Annotated in this window: 13 protein-coding genes; 4 read left to right on the forward strand and 9 right to left on the reverse strand. The window is 71.1% G+C overall.

Annotated elements, in window-relative coordinates; translation table 11 throughout:
- Nucleotides 1-136 precede the first annotated feature (136 nt).
- Both ACWFR1_RS05635 and ACWFR1_RS05640 read right to left on the reverse strand, forming a co-directional pair.
- A complete protein-coding gene (locus tag ACWFR1_RS05635; RefSeq protein WP_453546897.1) occupies nt 137-1,504 on the reverse strand; it encodes a M16 family metallopeptidase in 1,368 nt (455 codons plus the stop codon).
- A 26-nt stretch (nt 1,505-1,530) separates the two neighbouring features.
- Entirely contained in the window at nt 1,531-2,877 is a 1,347-nt protein-coding gene (locus tag ACWFR1_RS05640; RefSeq protein WP_453546899.1) for a M16 family metallopeptidase, read from the reverse strand.
- Nucleotides 2,878-3,064: 187 nt separating this feature from the next.
- Here ACWFR1_RS05640 and ACWFR1_RS05645 point away from each other — a divergent pair, with 187 nt between their 5' ends.
- A complete protein-coding gene (locus tag ACWFR1_RS05645; protein WP_453546798.1) occupies nt 3,065-5,524 on the forward strand; it encodes a DNA gyrase/topoisomerase IV subunit A in 2,460 nt (819 codons plus the stop codon).
- Nucleotides 5,525-5,592: 68 nt separating this feature from the next.
- On the opposite strand, the gene ACWFR1_RS05650 is transcribed toward ACWFR1_RS05645, so the two are convergent.
- Nucleotides 5,593-6,645 carry a CobW family GTP-binding protein gene (locus ACWFR1_RS05650; RefSeq protein ID WP_453546800.1) on the reverse strand — a complete coding sequence of 351 codons (1,053 nt, stop codon included), beginning with the start codon at nt 6,643-6,645 and terminating at the stop codon, nt 5,593-5,595.
- 252 nt (nt 6,646-6,897) lie between these two features.
- On the opposite strand from ACWFR1_RS05650, the gene ACWFR1_RS05655 reads away from it, so the two are divergent.
- Together ACWFR1_RS05655 and ACWFR1_RS05660 are read left to right on the forward strand one after the other, a co-directional pair.
- Nucleotides 6,898-8,577 (forward strand): ATP-binding protein, encoded by a 1,680-nt coding sequence (locus ACWFR1_RS05655; protein WP_453546802.1) that lies wholly within the window; start codon nt 6,898-6,900, stop codon nt 8,575-8,577.
- Nucleotides 8,574-9,260, forward strand: coding sequence for a DUF7342 family protein (locus ACWFR1_RS05660; RefSeq protein WP_453546804.1), 687 nt, complete (start codon nt 8,574-8,576; stop codon nt 9,258-9,260). The genes ACWFR1_RS05655 and ACWFR1_RS05660 overlap by 4 nt, the downstream gene beginning before the upstream one ends.
- Before the next feature lie 67 nt (nt 9,261-9,327).
- On the opposite strand, the gene ACWFR1_RS05665 is transcribed toward ACWFR1_RS05660, so the two are convergent.
- From ACWFR1_RS05665 to ACWFR1_RS05675, 3 genes are all read right to left on the reverse strand, one after another.
- Nucleotides 9,328-10,923 carry a solute symporter family protein gene (locus tag ACWFR1_RS05665; protein ID WP_453546806.1) on the reverse strand — a complete coding sequence of 532 codons (1,596 nt, stop codon included), beginning with the start codon at nt 10,921-10,923 and terminating at the stop codon, nt 9,328-9,330.
- Complete coding sequence (locus ACWFR1_RS05670; RefSeq protein ID WP_453546808.1) at nt 10,920-11,345, reverse strand: DUF485 domain-containing protein; 426 nt, start codon at nt 11,343-11,345, stop codon at nt 10,920-10,922. The genes ACWFR1_RS05665 and ACWFR1_RS05670 overlap by 4 nt, the downstream gene beginning before the upstream one ends.
- Nucleotides 11,346-11,527: 182 nt before the next feature.
- A complete protein-coding gene (locus tag ACWFR1_RS05675) occupies nt 11,528-13,645 on the reverse strand; it encodes a DNA gyrase/topoisomerase IV subunit B (RefSeq protein ID WP_453546810.1) in 2,118 nt (705 codons plus the stop codon).
- A 433-nt stretch (nt 13,646-14,078) separates the two neighbouring features.
- Between ACWFR1_RS05675 and ACWFR1_RS05680 the strand changes: the two genes are divergently transcribed.
- Entirely contained in the window at nt 14,079-14,309 is a 231-nt protein-coding gene (locus ACWFR1_RS05680) for a DUF7455 domain-containing protein (RefSeq protein WP_024754955.1), read from the forward strand.
- A 132-nt stretch (nt 14,310-14,441) separates the two neighbouring features.
- On the opposite strand, the gene ACWFR1_RS05685 is transcribed toward ACWFR1_RS05680, so the two are convergent.
- The 3 genes from ACWFR1_RS05685 to ACWFR1_RS05695 all read right to left on the reverse strand — a co-directional run bounded on the left by ACWFR1_RS05685 (nt 14,442) and on the right by ACWFR1_RS05695 (nt 18,210).
- Nucleotides 14,442-15,260 carry a S1 family serine peptidase gene (locus ACWFR1_RS05685; protein ID WP_453546812.1) on the reverse strand — a complete coding sequence of 273 codons (819 nt, stop codon included), beginning with the start codon at nt 15,258-15,260 and terminating at the stop codon, nt 14,442-14,444.
- Between the two features lie 143 nt (nt 15,261-15,403).
- Nucleotides 15,404-16,951 carry an RNA polymerase sigma factor gene (locus ACWFR1_RS05690; protein WP_453546815.1) on the reverse strand — a complete coding sequence of 516 codons (1,548 nt, stop codon included), beginning with the start codon at nt 16,949-16,951 and terminating at the stop codon, nt 15,404-15,406.
- A 371-nt stretch (nt 16,952-17,322) separates the two neighbouring features.
- On the reverse strand, nt 17,323-18,210 hold the full coding sequence (locus tag ACWFR1_RS05695) for a FadR/GntR family transcriptional regulator (protein ID WP_453546817.1): 888 nt from the start codon (nt 18,208-18,210) through the stop codon (nt 17,323-17,325).
- Nucleotides 18,211-18,221 lie beyond the last annotated feature (11 nt).

Genomic DNA, 18,221 nt, shown 5'->3' on the forward strand with positions numbered 1-18,221 from the left:
TCAATAGCCAAACAAACACGCCTGTTTGTAAGACATGCCACAGGGCAGACGCCCCATTCCTCTCAATTCGGGCAAAGCGGAAGGCCTCGACGAAATCGTGACGTCGAGGCCTTCCTTGCCGGGTCCGCGGGTGCGATCAGCCGGTCACGACGGTGACTTCACCGATGCCGAGCGCGCGCACCGGCTCCGCGATCTGCGCCGCGTCGCCCACGAGCACGGTGACGAGCCGGTCCACGGGGAAGGCGTTGACCACGGCCGCGGTCGCCTCGACCGTGCCCGTCTCGGCGAGACGCGCGTACAACTGCGCCTGGAAGTCGTCCGGAAGGTGCTGCTCGACCTGGTCGGCGAGCGTCCCGGCGACCGAGGCGGCCGTCTCGTACTTGAGCGGCGCCACACCCACGAGGTTCTGCACGGCCGTCTCGCGCTCGGCGTCGGTCAGGCCCTCCGCGGCGAGGGTCCGCAGCACCTTCCACAGGTCGTCAAGTGCCGGGCCGGTGTTGGGGGTGTCGAACGAGCCGCTGATGGCGAGCATCGACGCGCCGTTCCCCGCGGCGTCCGAGCGGAGCACCTGCCCGAAGGCCCGCACGCCGTACGTGTAGCCCTTCTCCTCGCGCAGGACCCGGTCGAGGCGCGAGGTCAGCGTGCCGCCGAGGGAGTACGTGCCGAGGACCTGGGCCGCCCAGACGCTGTCGTGGCGGTCCGGACCGATGCGCCCGATCAGCAACTGCGTCTGGACGGCGCCGGGACGGTCGACGATGACGACCCGTCCGGTGTCGTCCGCGGTGATCGGCGGCATCGGCAGCGGCTCGGCCGGCTCGCCGGACCAGGCGCCCAGCGTCTCGGCGAGGACCTTGTCGAGGTCGACACCCGTCAGGTCGCCGACGACCACGGCGGTGGCCGTGCCGGGGCGGACGTGCGCCTCGTAGAAGGCGCGGACGGCGGCGGAGTCGATCGCGGCGACCGTCTCCTCCGTGCCCTGGCGCGGCCGGGACATGCGCGACTCGGCCGGGAAGAGCTCCTTGGAGAGCTGCTTCGCGGCGCGGCGGGACGGGTTGGCCGTCTCGTGCGGGATCTCGTCGAGGCGGTTGCGCACGAGGCGCTCGATCTCGGTGTCCAGGAAGGCCGGGGCGATCAGCGCCTCGGAGAGCAGCCCGAGCGCCTTGGGCAGCCGGGAGACGGGCACCTCAAGGGAGACCCGTACGCCCGGGTGGTCCGCGTGCGCGTCGAGCGTGGCGCCGCAGCGCTCCAGCTCGGCCGCGAACTCCTCGGCACCACGCTGGTCCGTGCCCTCGGAGAGCGCGCGGGCCATGATCGTGGCGACGCCGTCGAGACCGGCCGGCTCGGCGTCCAGCGGGGCCGGCAGGAAGATCTCCACGGCCACGACCTGCTGGCCGGGGCGGTGGCTGGTGAGCACGGTCAGGCCGTTGGCCAGGGAGCCTCGCTCCGGGGCCGGGAAAGCCCAGGGCCTGGCGATGCCCGGCTCGGGCCGCGGGTGGAAGTCCATGCTCGTCAAAGACACGGCAGCGTCGGTCACTGGTCCGCTCCCTCTTCCTCGTCGCTGTCGCTCTCGCTCTGTTCGGTGGCCACCGGCTCGTAGACGAGCACCGCGCGGTTGTCGGGGCGCAGTCGGGCCTTGGCGGCCGCCTGCACCTCCTCGGCGGTGATGTCGAGGACCCGGTCGACGGCCGTGAGGGCGAGCTGCGGGTCGCCGAACAGCACCGCGAACCGGCACAGTTCGTCCGCGCGGCCCGCGACGGTGCCGAGCCGGTCGAGCCACTCGCGCTCCAACTGGGCCTGCGCGCGCTCCATCTCCTCGGGCGTGGGGCCCTCGGCGGCGAAGCGGGCGAGCTCCTCGTCGACGGCCGCCTCGATCTGCGGGACCTCGACGCCACCGGAGGTCTTGACGTCCAGCCAGCCCAGCGAGGGGGCACCGGCGAGCCGCAGCAGGCCGAAACCGGCGGCGACGGCCGTCCGGTCGCGGCGGACCAGACGGTTGTGCAGACGGGAGGACTCGCCGCCGCCGAGGACCGTCAGCGCCAGGTCGGCGGCGTCGCACTCGCGCGTGCCGTCGTGCGGCAGCCGGTAGGCGGCCATCAGCGCGCGGGCCGGAACCTCCTCGACGACGACCACACGCTGCTCCCCGCCCATGACGTCGGGCAGCGAGCCGTCGCGCGGGGGCCGCTTGCCGTCGTGGGAGGGGATCGAGCCGAAGTACTTCTCGACCCAGGCGAGGGTCTGCTCCGGGTCGATGTCGCCGACGACCGACAGCACCGCGTTGTTCGGCGCGTAGTACGTGCGGAAGAAGTTCCGCGCGTCCTCCAGCGTCGCCGCGTCCAGGTCCGCCATGGAGCCGATCGGCGTGTGGTGGTACGGGTGGCCCTCCGGGTAGGCCAGCGCGGTCAGCTTCTCGAAGGCCGTGCCGTACGGCACGTTGTCGTACCGCTGGCGGCGCTCGTTCTTGACGACGTCGCGCTGGTTCTCCATGGACTCGTCGTCCAGGGCCGCGAGCAGCGAGCCCATGCGGTCGGCCTCCAGCCAGAGCGCGAGCTCCAGCTGGTGGGTGGGCATGGTCTCGAAGTAGTTGGTGCGCTCGAAGCTCGTCGTGCCGTTGAGCGAGCCGCCGGCGCCCTGCACCAGCTCGAAGTGCCCGTTGCCGTGGACCTGCTTCGAGCCCTGGAACATCAGGTGCTCGAAGAGGTGGGCGAGACCCGTGCGGCCCTCGACCTCGTGGCGCGAACCGACGTCGTACCAGAGGCAGACCGCTGCGACCGGGGTCAGGTGGTCCTCCGAGAGCACCACGCGCAGGCCGTTCGCCAACCGGTGCTCGGTCGCTGTCAGGCCGCCGGAGCCGGCCTCGGCCGTGGCCGTGTGACCCATGGGCATGTACGTCCCTTCGATCGCGATGTGAAAAAGTCCTGCCACTGTATGCAAGCGCGTCGACACCTCGCGAAGTTCCCGCCCCTTCCAGATGTCCCTCTTCCGGGTCGCGGTCGGCGTTGTCGGTGGCACGGTCCACAATGGTCCGCGTCAGATCAACCTTGTTGGTGAAGGAGCCGCAGCCGCGATGGCCCGCCGCAGCACGAAGACACCGCCGCCGGACGACGCGTACGAGGAGAGGATCCTCGACATCGACGTCGTCGACGAGATGCAGGGCTCCTTCCTCGAGTACGCGTACTCGGTGATCTACTCGCGCGCTCTCCCCGACGCCCGAGACGGCATGAAGCCCGTCCAGCGCCGCATCGTCTACCAGATGGGCGAGATGGGGCTCCGACCCGACCGCGGGTTCGTCAAGTGCGCCCGCGTCGTCGGCGAGGTGATGGGCAAGCTCCACCCCCACGGCGACGCGTCGATCTACGACGCCATGGTCCGCATGGCGCAGCCCTTCTCCATGCGGCTGCCCCTCGTCGACGGCCACGGCAACTTCGGCTCCCTGGGGAACGACGACCCGCCCGCCGCCATGCGGTACACGGAGTCGCGGATGGCCCCGGCGGCGCTGATGATGACCGAGTCCATCGACGAGGACACGGTCGACTTCACGCCGAACTACGACGGCCAGGAGCAGGAGCCGGTGGCCCTGCCCGCCGCCTACCCGAACCTGCTGGTCAACGGCGCGTCCGGGATCGCGGTCGGCATGGCGACCAACATGCCGCCGCACAACCTCGGCGAGGTGATCGCGGCGGCCCGCCACCTGATCCGCCACCCGAACGCCGACCTCGAGACGCTGATGCGCTTCGTGCCCGGCCCCGACCTGCCGACCGGCGGCCGGATCGTCGGCCTGTCCGGCATCAAGGACGCGTACGAGAACGGCCGCGGCACGTTCAAGATCCGCGCCACGGCGACCGTGGACAACGTGACGGCGCGCCGCAAGGGCATCGTCGTGACCGAGCTGCCCTTCACGGTCGGCCCCGAGAAGGTCATCTCCAAGATCAAGGACCTCGTCGGCTCCAAGAAGCTCCAGGGCATCGCGGACGTCAAGGACCTCACCGACCGCAGCCACGGCCTGCGTCTCGTCATCGAGATCAAGAACGGCTTCGTGCCGGAGGCGGTCCTGGAGCAGCTCTACAAGCTGACGCCGATGGAGGAGTCCTTCGGCATCAACAACGTGGCGCTGGTGGACGGCCAGCCGCTCACGCTCGGCCTCAAGGAGCTCCTGGAGGTCTACCTCGACCACCGCTTCGAGGTCGTCCGCCGCCGCTCCGAGTTCCGCCGGACCAAGAAGCGCGACCGGCTCCACCTGGTGGACGGCCTGCTCGTCGCACTCCTCGACATCGACGAGGTCATCCGGATCATCCGGGAGAGCGACAACTCCGCTCAGGCCAAGGAGCGCCTGATGGAGCGCTTCTCGCTGAGCGAGATCCAGACGCAGTACATCCTGGACACCCCGCTGCGCCGCCTCACCCGGTTCGACCGGATCGAGCTGGAGACCGAGCGCGACCGGCTGAACGGCGAGATCGACGAGCTGACCGGGATCCTCGACTCGGACGCGGAGCTGCGGAAGCTGGTCTCGGCGGAACTGGCGGCGGTCGCCAAGAAGTTCGCCACCGACCGGCGGACGGTCCTGCTGGAATCGGCGGGCGCGCCCGTCACCGCCGTGTCGCTGGAGGTCGCGGACGACCCGTGCCGGGTGCTGCTCTCCTCGACGGGCCTGCTGGCCCGTACGGCGACGGCCGAGCTGCCGCCTGCCGACCCGGACGCCCCGCGCACCAAGCACGACCTGATCGTCTCGGCGGTGGCCGCCACCCAGCGCGGTGACGTCGGCGCGGTCACCTCGGACGGCCGGCTGCTGCGGATCGCGGTGATCGACCTGCCGCAGCTCCCGGACACCGCGACCACCCCGAACCTCGCGGGCGGCGCGCAGCTCTCGGAGTTCCTGTCCCTGGAGGCGGACGAGACGGTGGTCTGCCTGACCACGCTCGACGAGGCCTCGCCGGGGCTCGCGCTCGGCACGCTCCAGGGCGTGGTGAAGCGTGTGGTGCCGGACTACCCGGCGAACAAGGACGAGCTGGAGGTCATCACCCTCAAGGACGGTGACCGGATCGTCGGCGCGACCGAGCTGCGGACGGGCGAGGAGGACCTGGTCTTCATCACGTCCGACGCCCAGCTGCTGCGGTACCCGGCCGCGCAGGTACGACCCCAGGGCCGCCCGGCGGGCGGCATGGCGGGCGTCAAGCTGACCGCGGGCGCCGAGGTGCTCTCGTTCACGGCCGTGGACCCGGCGGCGGACGCCGTGGTCTTCACCGTCGCGGGCTCCACCGGCACGCTGGACGCCTCGGCGGGTACGTCGGCGAAGCTGACGCCCTTCGACCAGTACCCGCGCAAGGGCCGCGCGACGGGCGGTGTCCGCTGCCAGCGGTTCCTGAAGGGCGAGGACGTCCTGATCCTGGCCTGGGCGGGCACCACTCCGGCACGGGCCGCGCAGAAGAACGGCACCCCGGTGGCGCTGCCGGAGGTGGACCCGCGCCGCGACGGCTCGGGCGTCCCGCTGCCCAAGCCGGTCGACGTGGTGGCGGGCCCGGCGAGCTAGGTCGTGTCCGGAAAGTAGCGCCGTCTGCCCGGAGGGCAGGCCGGACGAAGGGCCCGGCCCTCGTCCGGTCAGCCCTCGTCCGGCTCCTCGTCCCTCTGTCGTACGTACCGCAGGACGCCCCACATGCTGTGCTCGTCGGGGGCGTCCTGCGGGCCGTTCTGCTCGCAGGCGGCGAGTTCCTTGCGCAGGCCGGCCGCGTCGACGCCGGAACCGATCAGGACGAGCTGGGTGAGCCGCTCCTCTCCCGCGGGCCACGGCTCGGGGTAGAAGCGCAGGAAGCGGCCGACGGCGTGCACCGCGTAGCGGTTGGCCGGGTCGGCGGCACCGAGGTCGACGAAGCCCTTGATCCGGTACAGGCCCTCGGGCCGCGCGTCCAGGAAGGCCATGAGGCGCCGCGGATGGAGCGGGGTCGTGGCGGTCAGGGAGACCGTCTCGTACTCCGCGTGCGGATGGGCGTGGCCGTCGTCCCCGGGGCCGTACAGGATGTCCTCGATGGACATCTGGCCCTCGATCTCGCCCTCGGGCACCACCCGGTCGAAGAGCAGCTCCGGATCGACCCGCCCGTGCGAGGCGTCCACCACGGCGGCCTTGCCGGCGAGCGCTCCCACCGTCTCGCGTACGGCGGACAGCTCGTCCGGGGAGACCCGGTCCGCCTTGTTCACGACGACGAGGTCGGCGATCGCGAGGTGCCGGTCGGTCTCGGGGTGCCGCTGCCTGGTGGCCCGGAACTCGGCCGCGTCGACGACCTGGACGAGCCCTCCGTAGACGATCCGCTCGTTCTCGCTGGCGAGCACCATGCGGACCAGTTCCTGCGGCTCGGCGAGGCCGCTGGCCTCGATCACGATCACGTCGAGCCGGGACTCGGGCCGGGTCAGGACCTCCAGGTACTCGTCGAGCTCGCTCGCGTCGACCGCGCAGCAGAGGCAGCCGTTGCCGAGGGAGACGGTGGAACCCACCTGTCCGGCGACCGTCATCGCGTCGATGCCGATGTCCCCGAAGTCGTTGACCATGACCCCGATCCGGGTGCCCCGGGCGCTGCGCAGCAGGTGGTTGAGGAGCGTGGTCTTCCCCGCCCCGAGAAACCCGGCGAGGACGACGACGGGGATCTGCTGCGTGCTCAAGGGTCGTGCCTCCGGTCGCGGGGTTCCTTCCCACGGCCGTGGGAAGGCCCCAGGATAGGCGGGATCGCCCGGGACGGCCGAGATCGTCCGGGGATCGCCCGGGGGTCACCCGGAGATCGCCCAGAGATCGCCCGGGGATCGCCCGGGGATCGCCCGGGGATCGCCCGGGGATCGCCCGGGAGTCACCCGGAGATCGCCCGGGACCGGCCCGACATTTCCGGTCCCGGGTCCCGGCCCCTTACCTTTTCTGGCATGAGCCCCGCACAGACCAGCCCCGCGCGGCCCCTCGCGCGCCGTCGGCGGTTCGGGTGGCCCCGGCGGGTGTTCGCGCAGGTCCTGCTGATGCAGCTGGCCATCGCGACCGGTGTGACCGTCCTCGCCACCGGTCTCTTCCTCGCCCCGCTCAGTGCCCAGCTCGACGATCAGGCCATGCGGCGGGCCCTGGCCATCGCCGAGACCACCGCCTCCCCCGGGCTCGCCGCCGACCTCACCGGCACCGCGCCCTCCGCGCGGGGGCCGGTGCAGACGGAGGCCGAGCGGATCCGGCTGTCCACGGGCGCCGAGTACGTCGTGGTCATGGACACCCGGGGCGTGCGCTGGTCGCACACCGACCCCGCCCAGATCGGCCGCCGCGTCTCCACCGACCCGAGCGCCGTCCTCGCGGGGCGGGAGGTGATGGAGATCGACAGCGGCACGCTCGGCCGCTCGGCGCGCGGCAAGGCACCGCTGCGCGACGCGGACGGCCGGATCATCGGCGCGGTCTCCGTCGGCATCGAGTACGACAGCGTCCGCGACCGGCTCCTCGCCGCCATCCCCGGCCTCCTCGCGTACGCGGGCGGGGCACTCGCGGTCGGAGCCCTGGCCGCGTACCTGATCTCCCGACGGCTCCAGCGGCAGACCCACGACCTGGCCTTCTCCGACATCTCCGCGCTGCTCGCCGAGCGCGAGGCCATGCTGCACGGCATCCGGGAGGGAGTCGTGGCCATCGACCGCACCGGCTCCGTACGGCTCATGAACGACGAGGCGCAGCGCCTCCTCGGCCTCGGCCCCGAGGCCGCCGGCCGGCCCCTGGACGAGGTCCTCGGCCAGGGCCGTACAGCCGACGTCCTCGCGGGCCGGGTCACGGGCGAGGACCTCGTCACCGTCCAGGGCCACCGGGTCCTGATCGCCAACCGGATGCCCACGGACGACGGCGGCGCCGTCGCGACCCTGCGCGACCGCACCGAGCTGGAGCGCCTCGGGCGCGAGCTGGACTCGACGCGTGGCCTGATCGACGCACTCCGCGCCCAGGACCACGAGCACGCCAACCGGCTGCACACCCTCCTCGGCCTCCTGGAGCTGGACATGCACGAGGAGGCGGTCGAGTTCGTCACGGAGGTCGTGGGAGTGCACCGGGCCACCGCCGAGCAGGTCACCGAGAAGGTCCACGACCCGCTGCTCGCGGCGCTCCTGGTCGGCAAGGCGACCGTCGCCGCCGAGCGCGGCGTGGCCCTGCGGATCTCCCCGGAGTCCCTGCTGCCCGACCGGCTCGTCGACCCCCGTGAGCTGGTCACGGTCGTCGGCAATCTCGTCGACAACGCCCTGGACGCCGTCGCGGGCACACCCGGCGCCCGGATCGAGGTGGCCTTCCGCACCGAGGGCCGTACGGTCGTGCTGCTGGTCACGGACAGCGGCCCGGGCGTCCCCGAGGAGCGCCGCGAACTGATCTTCACCGAGGGCTGGTCGACCAAGGAGCCGCCGCCCCACGGCAGGCGCGGGCTCGGTCTCGCCTTCGTGCGCCGGCTGGCCGAGCGCCGGGGCGGCACGGCCCGCGCGGCCGGGGGCCCGGGCGGGGGCGCGGAGTTCACCGTCGTCCTCCCGGACGCCCTGACCGAGCCGCAGCCCGGCGGAACGGCCTCCGCACCGGAGCCGGCCGGGGAGGCGGCGCGATGATCGACGTGCTCGTGGTGGACGACGACGTGCTCGTGGCGCGGATCAACGCCGCGTACGTCGCCAAGGTCCCCGGCTTCCGGGTGTCCGCCGTCGCCCACTCGACGGCCGAGGCGCTGGCGGCCCTGGCCGAGCACCCGGTGGACCTGATCCTCCTGGACCACTACCTCCCGGACGAGAACGGCCTCGCCGCCGTACGGGAGCTCCGTGCCCGCGGCCACCAGTGCGACGTGATCATGGTGACCGCCGCCCGGGACGTGGCCACCGTGCAGGCGGCGATGCGCCACGGCGCCCTCCAGTACCTGGTCAAGCCGTTCAACTTCGCCGGGCTGCGTACCAAGCTGGAGGCGTACGCGGCGCTCCGGCGCGCCCTGGGTGCCGGCGGCGAGGCGGAACAGGCCGAGGTGGACCGGATCTTCGGGGTCCTGGCGGCGGGCACCGTCGCCCCTGACCTGCCGAAGGGGCACTCCCCCACCACGGCCGAGCTGGTCCGCCAGGTCCTGCTCGCCGCCGGCGGCCCGCTCTCCGCCCAGGAGATCGCCGAGCGGGCCGGCGTGAGCCGCCAGACCGCCCAGCGCTACCTCAAACTGCTCGAACGCACGGGCCGGGTGAGCCTCTCCCTCCGGTACGGCGAGACGGGCCGCCCCGAGCACCGGTACGCCTGGGCGGCCTCACCACCCGCCTGAGGCCGCCTGCCGCCCGAACCGCCTGCAGCCCTGCCGTACGAGGCCGACCGCCGCCCGAGGGGCTCGCTCAGACGGCCCCGGCCCCGGTCAGCGCCCGGACCTCGGTCTCGGCGTGCCGCGCCTCGTCCGGCGGTTCGGTCGAGGTGACCGTACCGACCCAGCCCGCGAGGAATCCGAGCGGGATGGAGACCACACCGGGGTTCTGCAGCGGGAAGACCTGGAAGTCGACACCGGGAAACAGCGCCTCCGGGCTGCCCGAGACGACCGGCGACAGCAGGACGAGCAGGACCGCGGGCACGAGCCCGCCGTACACCGACCAGACCGCGCCCCGGGTGGTGAACTTCCGCCAGAACAGCGAGTAGAGCAGTACGGGCAGGTTGGCGGAGGCCGCGACGGCGAAGGCGAGACCGACGAGGAAGGCCACGTTGAGATCGCGGGCGAGCAGCCCGAGGCCGATGGCGGCCGCGCCGATCCCGGCGGCCGCGAACCGCGCCACGGTCACCTCGCTGTACTGCTTCTTCGCGTGCCGGCGCCGCAGGGAGCTGTACAGGTCGTGGGCGACGGAGGCCGAGGAGGCGAGCGTGATCCCGGCGACGACGGCGAGGATCGTCGCGAAGGCGACGGCGGCGACGACGGCGAAGAGGACGGTGCCGCCGGTGGAGCCCGCGCCCCCGCCGAGGTCGAGGGCGAGCAGCGGGATGGCGGTGTTCCCCGACGCGCTGGAGGCGCGGACCTCGCCAGGCCCGATCAGGGCGGCCGCGCCGAAGCCGAGCACGATGGTCATCAGGTAGAAGCTGCCGATGAGGCCGATGGACCAGACGACGGAGCGGCGGGCGGCCCGGGCGGTGGGCACGGTGTAGAAGCGCGACAGGATGTGCGGCAGTCCCGCGGTGCCCAGGACCAGGGCGATGCCGAGGCTGATGAAGTCGAGGCGCGCGGTCCAGTCGCCGCCGTAGCGCAGCCCGGGGGCGAGGAAGTCCCGCCCGTGGCCGCTGCGGTCGGCCGCGGTGGAGAGCAGGCTGTTCACGTCTCCGTGGAAGCGGATCAGGACGAGGACGGTGAGGGCGACCGTGCCCGCCATGAGCAGGACGGCCTTGACGATCTGGATCCACGTGGTGGCCCGCATGCCGCCGAGCGACACGTAGATCACCATCAGCGCCCCCACGCCGATCACGGTCCAGGAACGGGCCGCCTCGCTGCTGCCGCCGAGCAGGAGCGCGACCAGGCTGCCGGCCCCGACCATCTGGGCCACGAGGTACAGCACGGAGACGGCCACGGAGGAGGTTCCGGCGGCGATCCGCACCGGCCGCTCGGACATCCGCGCGGCAACGACGTCCGCGAGCGTGAACCGCCCGCAGTTGCGGACGAGTTCCGCGACCAGGAGCAGGACGACCAGCCAGGCGACGAGGAAGCCGACGGAGTACAGCATGCCGTCGTAGCCGTAGAGCGCGATCAGTCCGGAGATGCCGAGGAACGAGGCGGCGGACATGTAGTCGCCGGCGATGGCGAAACCGTTCTCCATGGGCGAGAAGAGCCGGCCCCCGGCGTAGAACTCCTCGGCCGAGCCGTGCCGGTTGCGGCTCACCCAGGTGGTGATCCCCAGCGTGACGGCGATGAAGACGCTGAAGAGCACGAGCGCCAGGGTCTGGTGGTCTCCGGTCACCGCTGCGCCACCCCTCGGGTCATCTCCTGGGTGTCCCAGCGGAGTTCCAGGGCGGCCCGGTCCCGGCGCAGACGCGCGTGGCGCGCGTAGGCCCAGGTCAGCAGGAAGGTGGAGAGGAACTGCCCGAGACCCGCGATCATCGCCACGTTCACCGCGCCGGCGACGGGCCGTGCCATGAGCCCGGGGGCCGCGGTCGCCGCGACGACGTATGCGAGGTACCAGAGCAGGAACGCGACGGCGGCCGGGAAGACGAACCGGCGGTAGCGGCGGCGCACTTCCTGGAAGGCGGGGCTCCGCTGGACCTCCAGGTAGATCTCCGCCGCGCCGGGAACGCGCTGTCGCGGCACTGCCGTGTCGTACCAGGGCTCGTCGATCGGCATCGCCGAAACGTCGCGCCCCTCCAGATTGTCCACCTGCTCCACCGGCCAACTCTCCTTGTCAGCGAACCGTTTCGGCCGCGTGCCCAAGGATGGACAGAGCAGGAAGATCCCGGACTCTCCTCCTCCCTCTCTTCACCCCATCAGGTGACACTTCTCCCGGTTGGCCTGACCGGACCGTGCTGATATGCGTACCGCACGGCCCGGTCCTGCCCCACCGGCCTTCGTCAGGCGTCGATGCGCGAGCGGTCGAGGGTCGCCGCCGAGCTGGTGATGAACTCCTTGCGGGGGGCCACGTCATTGCCCATGAGGAGGTCGAAGACCTGCTCCGCCGAGTCCAGGTCCCCGATGTTGATCCGGCGCAGGGTGCGGTGGCGCGGGTCCATCGTGGTCTCCGCGAGCTGGTCGGCGTCCATCTCGCCGAGACCCTTGTAGCGCTGGATGGAGTCCTTGTAGCGGACCCCCTTCCGCTGGAACTCCAGCAGGGTCTGCCGCAGCTCGTTGTCCGAGTACGTGTAGACGTACTTGTCCTGGCCCTTCTTGGGCTGGACGAGCTCGATCCGGTGCAGCGGGGGCACGGCGGCGAAGACGCGTCCGGCCTCGACCATGGGCCGCATGTAGCGCTGGAAGAGCGTCAGCAGCAGGCAGCGGATGTGGGCGCCGTCGACATCGGCGTCGACCAGCAGCACGATCTTTCCGTAGCGGGCGGCGTCGATGTCGAAGGTGCGGCCCGAGCCCGCTCCTATGACCTGGATGATCGCCCCGCACTCGGCGTTCTTGAGCATGTCCGAGACCGAGGACTTCTGGACGTTGAGGATCTTGCCGCGGATCGGCAGCAGGGCCTGGAACTCGCTGTTGCGCGCGAGCTTGGCCGTGCCGAGGGCGGAGTCCCCCTCGACGATGAAGAGCTCGCTGCGCTCCACGTCGTCGCTGCGGCAGTCGGCGAGCTTGGCCGGCAGCGAGGAGGACTCGAGCGCGGTCTTCCTGCGCTGCGCGTCCTTGTGCTGGCGGGCCGCGATGCGGGTCCTGGCGGCGGCGACGGCCTTGTCCAGGACGGCGCGGGCCTGCGCCTTGGCGTCCCGCTTGGTCGAGGTCAGGAAGTCCTTGAGCTCCTTGGCGACCACGTTCGCCACGATCCGGCGGGCGGCGGAGGTACCCAGGACCTCCTTCGTCTGACCCTCGAACTGCGGCTCGGCCAGGCGGACCGTCACGACGGCCGTGAGCCCCTCGAGGGCGTCGTCCTTGACGATGTCGTCCTCGGCGACGCGCAGCATCTTGGTCGAGCGGAGCACCTCGTTCACCGTCTTGGTGATGGCCTGCTCGAAACCGGAGACATGGGTGCCGCCCTTGGGGGTGGCGATGATGTTGACGAAGGACTTGACCGTGCTGTCGTAGCCGGTGCCCCAGCGCAGGGCGACGTCCACGGCGAGCTCGCGGGTGACCTCGGTCGGGGTCATGTGCCCGCGGTCGTCGAGGACCGGGACGGTCTCCTTGAAGGTCCCCATGCCGGTGAGACGCTGGATGTCGCAGACGGCCTTGTCCTGCGCGAGGTACTCGCAGAACTCGCTGATGCCGCCGTCGAAGCGGAACGTCTCCTCGCTCTTGCCGATCCCGGCCAGGTCCCGCTCGTCGCGGACGACGATCGTGAGGCCGGGCACGAGGAAGGCGGTCTGCCGGGCGCGCTGGTGGAGGGTCTCCAGCGAGAGCTTGGCGTCCTTGAGGAAGATCTGCCGGTCGGCCCAGTAGCGGACCCGCGTGCCGGTCCGGGTCTTGGGGACGCGCTTGGTCTTCCGCAGGCCGTTGCCCGGGTCGAAGGGGCTGTCGGGACCCTGCTCCGTGAAGATGCCGGGCACACCGCGGCGGAAGCTGATCGAGTGCGTGGAGCTGTTCCGGTCGACCTCGACGTCGAGGCGGGCCGACAGGGCGTTGACCACGGACGCGCCGACGCCGTGCAGACCGCCGGACGCCGCGTACGAGCCGCCGCCGAACTTGCCGCCGGCGTGCAGCTTGGTCATGACGACCTCGACGCCGGAGAGCCCGGTCTTCGGCTCGACGTCGACCGGGATGCCACGGCCGTTGTCCCGGACCTCGACGGAGGCGTCGTCGTGGAGGATGACCTCGATGTGGTCGCAGTAGCCGCCGAGGGCCTCGTCGACCGAGTTGTCGATGATCTCCCAGATGCAGTGCATCAGGCCGCGGCTGTCGGTGGACCCGATGTACATACCGGGGCGCTTGCGGACCGCTTCGAGCCCTTCGAGTACGAGCAGGTGCCGCGCGGTGTAGTTGGAAGCGTCACGGTCTGCGGTCAGCAGCGCACTGGACGGCACGGACGTTTCGGCGGTCACGCGGTTCGCTCCTCGCTGAATTTGAAAACTGGCCCGGTGGGTAAGGGCCCGGCGTCGTTCACCGGTCAGAGGGTACCGATGCCTGGTAGAGCCGTTGCCACGCCACCCACCCGGTTTCCTCATGCTAGTCCAGGGTCGTATGGATGTTCGATCCCTCGAAGGGGTGACGCGAACATCACGTTCCCTTCCAGGCATGAACCATTTAGGCTCCGGGCACGTCCTCATCAACAACCGGCAACCACGCCGGGAGGACGCACCGAGACAAGCAACGCGAAATCCGTAGAGCGACGCAATACGGCTCATTCGCCGCCAACCGGCAGCAGACAGCCACCTTGGGAAAAAGTTTCGAGGAAAAGCCACGAGCGGGAACGTTTCCGGCCTGGTTGGATGTTGACCCTGGTACGACAGCTCGTCGAGCTAGAGAAGAGGCGACGTGACTACTGTTCTGACCCCCGCGAGCCCCCTGACGGCCGCTGACCGCTGCGACCGCTGCGGCGCCCAGGCGTACCTGCGCGTCGTCCTGACCAGCGGAGGTGACTTGCTCTTCTGCGCCCACCACGGCCGCAAGTTCGAGCCGGAACTCAAGAAGATCGCCGCTGAGATACAGGATGAGACGGACCGGCTCACCGACGTGCCGGCCCGCACGACGGGCGACGAGCACTGACCGCCTCGCGCATCCGACGAGCCCAGAGCCGGTAGCGTCGCTGACCGGACACGGGCGGTCACCCCCGCAAGCAAGGGGGGTGACCGCCCGTTCTCGTACCCGGAAGCCGGTGCCGGCGGCCGGGGCCGTCTCTCAGATCCGCTCCGGCAGCACCGCCGCGACCCTCGTGTAGACACCCGGGTTCTCCGCCTGCCCGCAGCCGCTCCCCCAGGACACCAGGCCGACGAGCAGCCCCTTGGCGACCAGCGGTCCGCCGCTGTCCCCCTGGCACGCGTCCCTGCCGCCCTGCGGGTCTCCCGCGCACAACATCGTCTCGCTGCGGTACGGGACGCCGAAACCGCCCGGATACGCCCGTTGGCACGCCGTGTCCGGCAGCACCTGGACGCGGGCCGTCCGCAGCGTGGAGGCGTAGGTCCCGTGGCCGGTCGTGTCGCCCCAGCCGTAGACGTCCGCCTCCGTTCCCGGCGCGTACGCCGGGTCCCCGGAGCGGGCCACGCCGATCACGTACGACTGCGGGAGCGCGCTCGCCAGGGTCAGCACCGCGAGATCGCCCGAGTTCGTCGTCGGGTCGTAGTCGGGATTGATCCAGGTGTCCGAGATCCCGACCTCCTGCCCGCCCTGCCCTCGCAGCGCGGCACGGCCGGCGATGACCACGAAGTCGCGCACCTCCCACGGCTCGCCGCCGAGGACCTCACGGCCCAGGCAGTGGGCCGCCGTGAGCACCTTGGTCGGCGCGACGACCACGCCACCGCAGAACTGCCCCGCCCGGGTACCCCCGAACCGGTCACGGCTGGACAGCGCCACGACCCAGGGCGCTTCCGCGATCAGGGCCTGGCGGCCGCCCACCACGACGCTGTCGGCGGTCGCGGGGGCGGCGGTGGCGACCTGCCCCGCCGCGGCCGTGATCAGGCCCAGGGCACCCGTCAAGGCACGGGTGAAGGGACCACGCATGGAGCCTCCTGACTCTCCGGTGATGTCGGTTCACCCAGCGTCCTGCACGCGTGCGCCCCTTGCACCCGCGCACACGCGAAGGGCCCGGTTCGTCCCTTTCGGGGAACCGGGCCCAACGCGAGTCGCTCTGCGCCTCGGACGGATCAGTCGAGGTAGTCGCGCAGGACCTGCGAACGCGACGGGTGACGCAGCTTCGACATCGTCTTCGACTCGATCTGACGGATCCGCTCTCGCGTCACGCCGTAGACCTTGCCGATCTCGTCCAGCGTCTTCGGCTGGCCGTCGGTGAGGCCGAAGCGCATCGAGACGACGCCCGCCTCACGCTCGGAGAGCGTGTCGAGCACGGAGTGCAGCTGCTCCTGGAGAAGCGTGAAGCTCACCGCGTCGGCCGGCACGACCGCCTCGGAGTCCTCGATGAGGTCACCGAACTCGCTGTCACCGTCCTCACCCAGCGGGGTGTGGAGGGAGATCGGCTCACGGCCGTACTTCTGGACCTCGATGACCTTCTCAGGGGTCATGTCGAGCTCCTTGGCCAGCTCCTCCGGGGTGGGCTCACGGCCCAGGTCCTGGAGCATCTGACGCTGCACACGCGCGAGCTTGTTGATGACCTCGACCATGTGCACCGGGATACGGATGGTGCGGGCCTGGTCGGCCATGGCGCGGGTGATCGCCTGACGGATCCACCAGGTGGCGTACGTGGAGAACTTGTAGCCCTTGGTGTAGTCGAACTTCTCGACCGCGCGGATCAGACCCAGGTTGCCCTCCTGGATCAGGTCCAGGAAGAGCATGCCTCGGCCGGTGTAGCGCTTGGCCAGGGAGACCACCAGACGGAGGTTGGCCTCCAGGAGGTGGTTCTTGGCCCGGCGCCCGTCCTCGGCGATGATCTCCAGCTCGCGCTTGAGCTTCGGGGCGAGCTTGTCCGAGTTCGCCAGCTTGTCCTCGGCGAACAGACCGGCCTCGATGCGCTTGGCGAGCTCGACCTCCTGCTCGGCGTTGAGCAGCGGGACCTTGCCGATCTGCTTGAGGTAGTCCTTGACCGGGTCGGCGGTGGCACCGGCGACGGCGACCTGCTGCGCGGGAGCGTCGTCCTCGTCCTCGTCGGACAGGACGAAGCCCTTGCTCTCGCCCTCGGTCTCTTCCTCTTCGCCCTTGCCAGGCGCGGCGTCATCGAGGAGCTCTTCGCCCTCGGCGAGCTCGTCGGCGTCCTTCTTGGACGTGCTCTTCTTGGCCGCCGTCTTCTTGGCGACGGTCTTCTTGGCCGTCGCCTTCTTGGCGACGGTCTTCTTGGCGGCCGCCTTCTTGGCGGGCGATCCGGCCTCGTCGGCCAGGTCGTCGCCGTCCGCCGCGGGAGCCGTCGTGGCCGAGACGGTGGTCTTCGTCACGGTCGCCCTGGCGGTGACGGCCTTGGTGGCGGTGCGCTTGGCCGGGCTCTTCGCAGCGACGCTCTTGCGGGCGCGCTTCGGCGACTCCGCTGCACTGACCATCAGCGTCACACCCTCTTCCTCGAGGATCTGATTGAGGCTGCGCAGAACATTCTTCCACTGGGTTGGCGGAATCTGGTCGGCTTCGAAGGCCCGACGCACGTCATCGCCGGCGATCTGCCCATCAGCCTTTCCCCGCTCGATGAGCGCCATCACAGACTCGGACTCGGCGATCTCCGGCGGGAGCGTACGGGATGTGCTGGCCGACACGAACAACCTCTCGGAACGATGGAAACGGCTTCCGGCCCCGCCCTGGATCGGGCTGGAGCCGACGACCGTCGGCGGGAAATGTGCCGACGGCGCGGGTTGGGCCGGGGAACTGGACAGCGCCTCCAACGGCTGCTGTATTCCTTCCTCGGCTGTCACCTCTTAGGTCATCGCACGGCTGGGAGGAGTGTTACGCCCAATCTTCGTGGCCCGAGTCACACCTCATTCGCGGCGAAACGGCCGAAGCGGTAGATCATGGCACATTCGCGCCGCCGGAACCCTGGCGCCGTCCGGGGAGCCGGGCTCCCCGGACCACGCTCGGACCCGGCGGCACGCGAAACGTGTGCCTCCACGTTCCCGGCCACGACCCGCGGTCAGTGTTCGCGGGGGGCGGGAACGACGCGCTCCACCTCGGGGTAGACGGTCAGCAGCTGGCGCATGGCGGCTTCGGCGCCCTGCGCGTCGCCCGCCGCCAGCGCGTCGGCGATCCGGGCGTGATGACCGAGGGACGCCTCGCTCGGGCGGTCACAGCCCGTGACGGGCCCGCCGGAGACCTGGAGCGCCGCGCCGACGATGCCGGAGAGGTGCTCCAGCATGCGGTTCCCGGCGAGCTGGATGAGCAGGGAGTGGAACTCGGTGTCCGCGCGGGAGAAGGTGATCGCGTCACCCTGCGCGTACGCGTGTCCCATGATCTCGACCATGTCGGAGAGGCGCTGCTGGACGTCCTCGCGGCCGTGTCCGGCGGCGAGGCGGGCGGCCAGGGGCTCGATGGTCCAGCGCAGCTCGTTCAGCTCGCGGCGCTGGTCGTCGCGCTGCGGGCCGAAGGCGCGCCACTCGATGATGTCGGGGTCGAGGAGGTTCCAGTCGCTGACGGGCCTGACGCGGGTGCCGACGTTCGGGCGGGCGCTGACGAGGCCCTTGGCCTCCAGCACGCGGAGCGACTCACGGACGACGGTGCGCGAGACCTCGAACCGCTGGCCGATCTCCTCGGGGACGAGCGGGCGGTCGGCTCCGAGGTCGCCGGAGACGATCATCTGGCCGAGCTGCTGGACGAGCTGACCATGGAGCCCCCGGCCCCGGCTGCCGGCACTGCGGCGGCCGACCCGGCCCAGGTCGGTGTCCACACCCTCCCAGGAGGGCGGACCCACACGGCCGGCGCCGGGCGCCTCCGCGTAGGGGTAGCGGTCGAGATCGCCCGGGGCGCCGAGGCCGGACTCGACGGGACGGGCGGCGGTCATCATGGTGTGCGCAAGGGTACTCACGCATCCTTTGT

The sequence above is a fragment of the Streptomyces sp. NPDC055103 genome, from assembly GCF_053607625.1.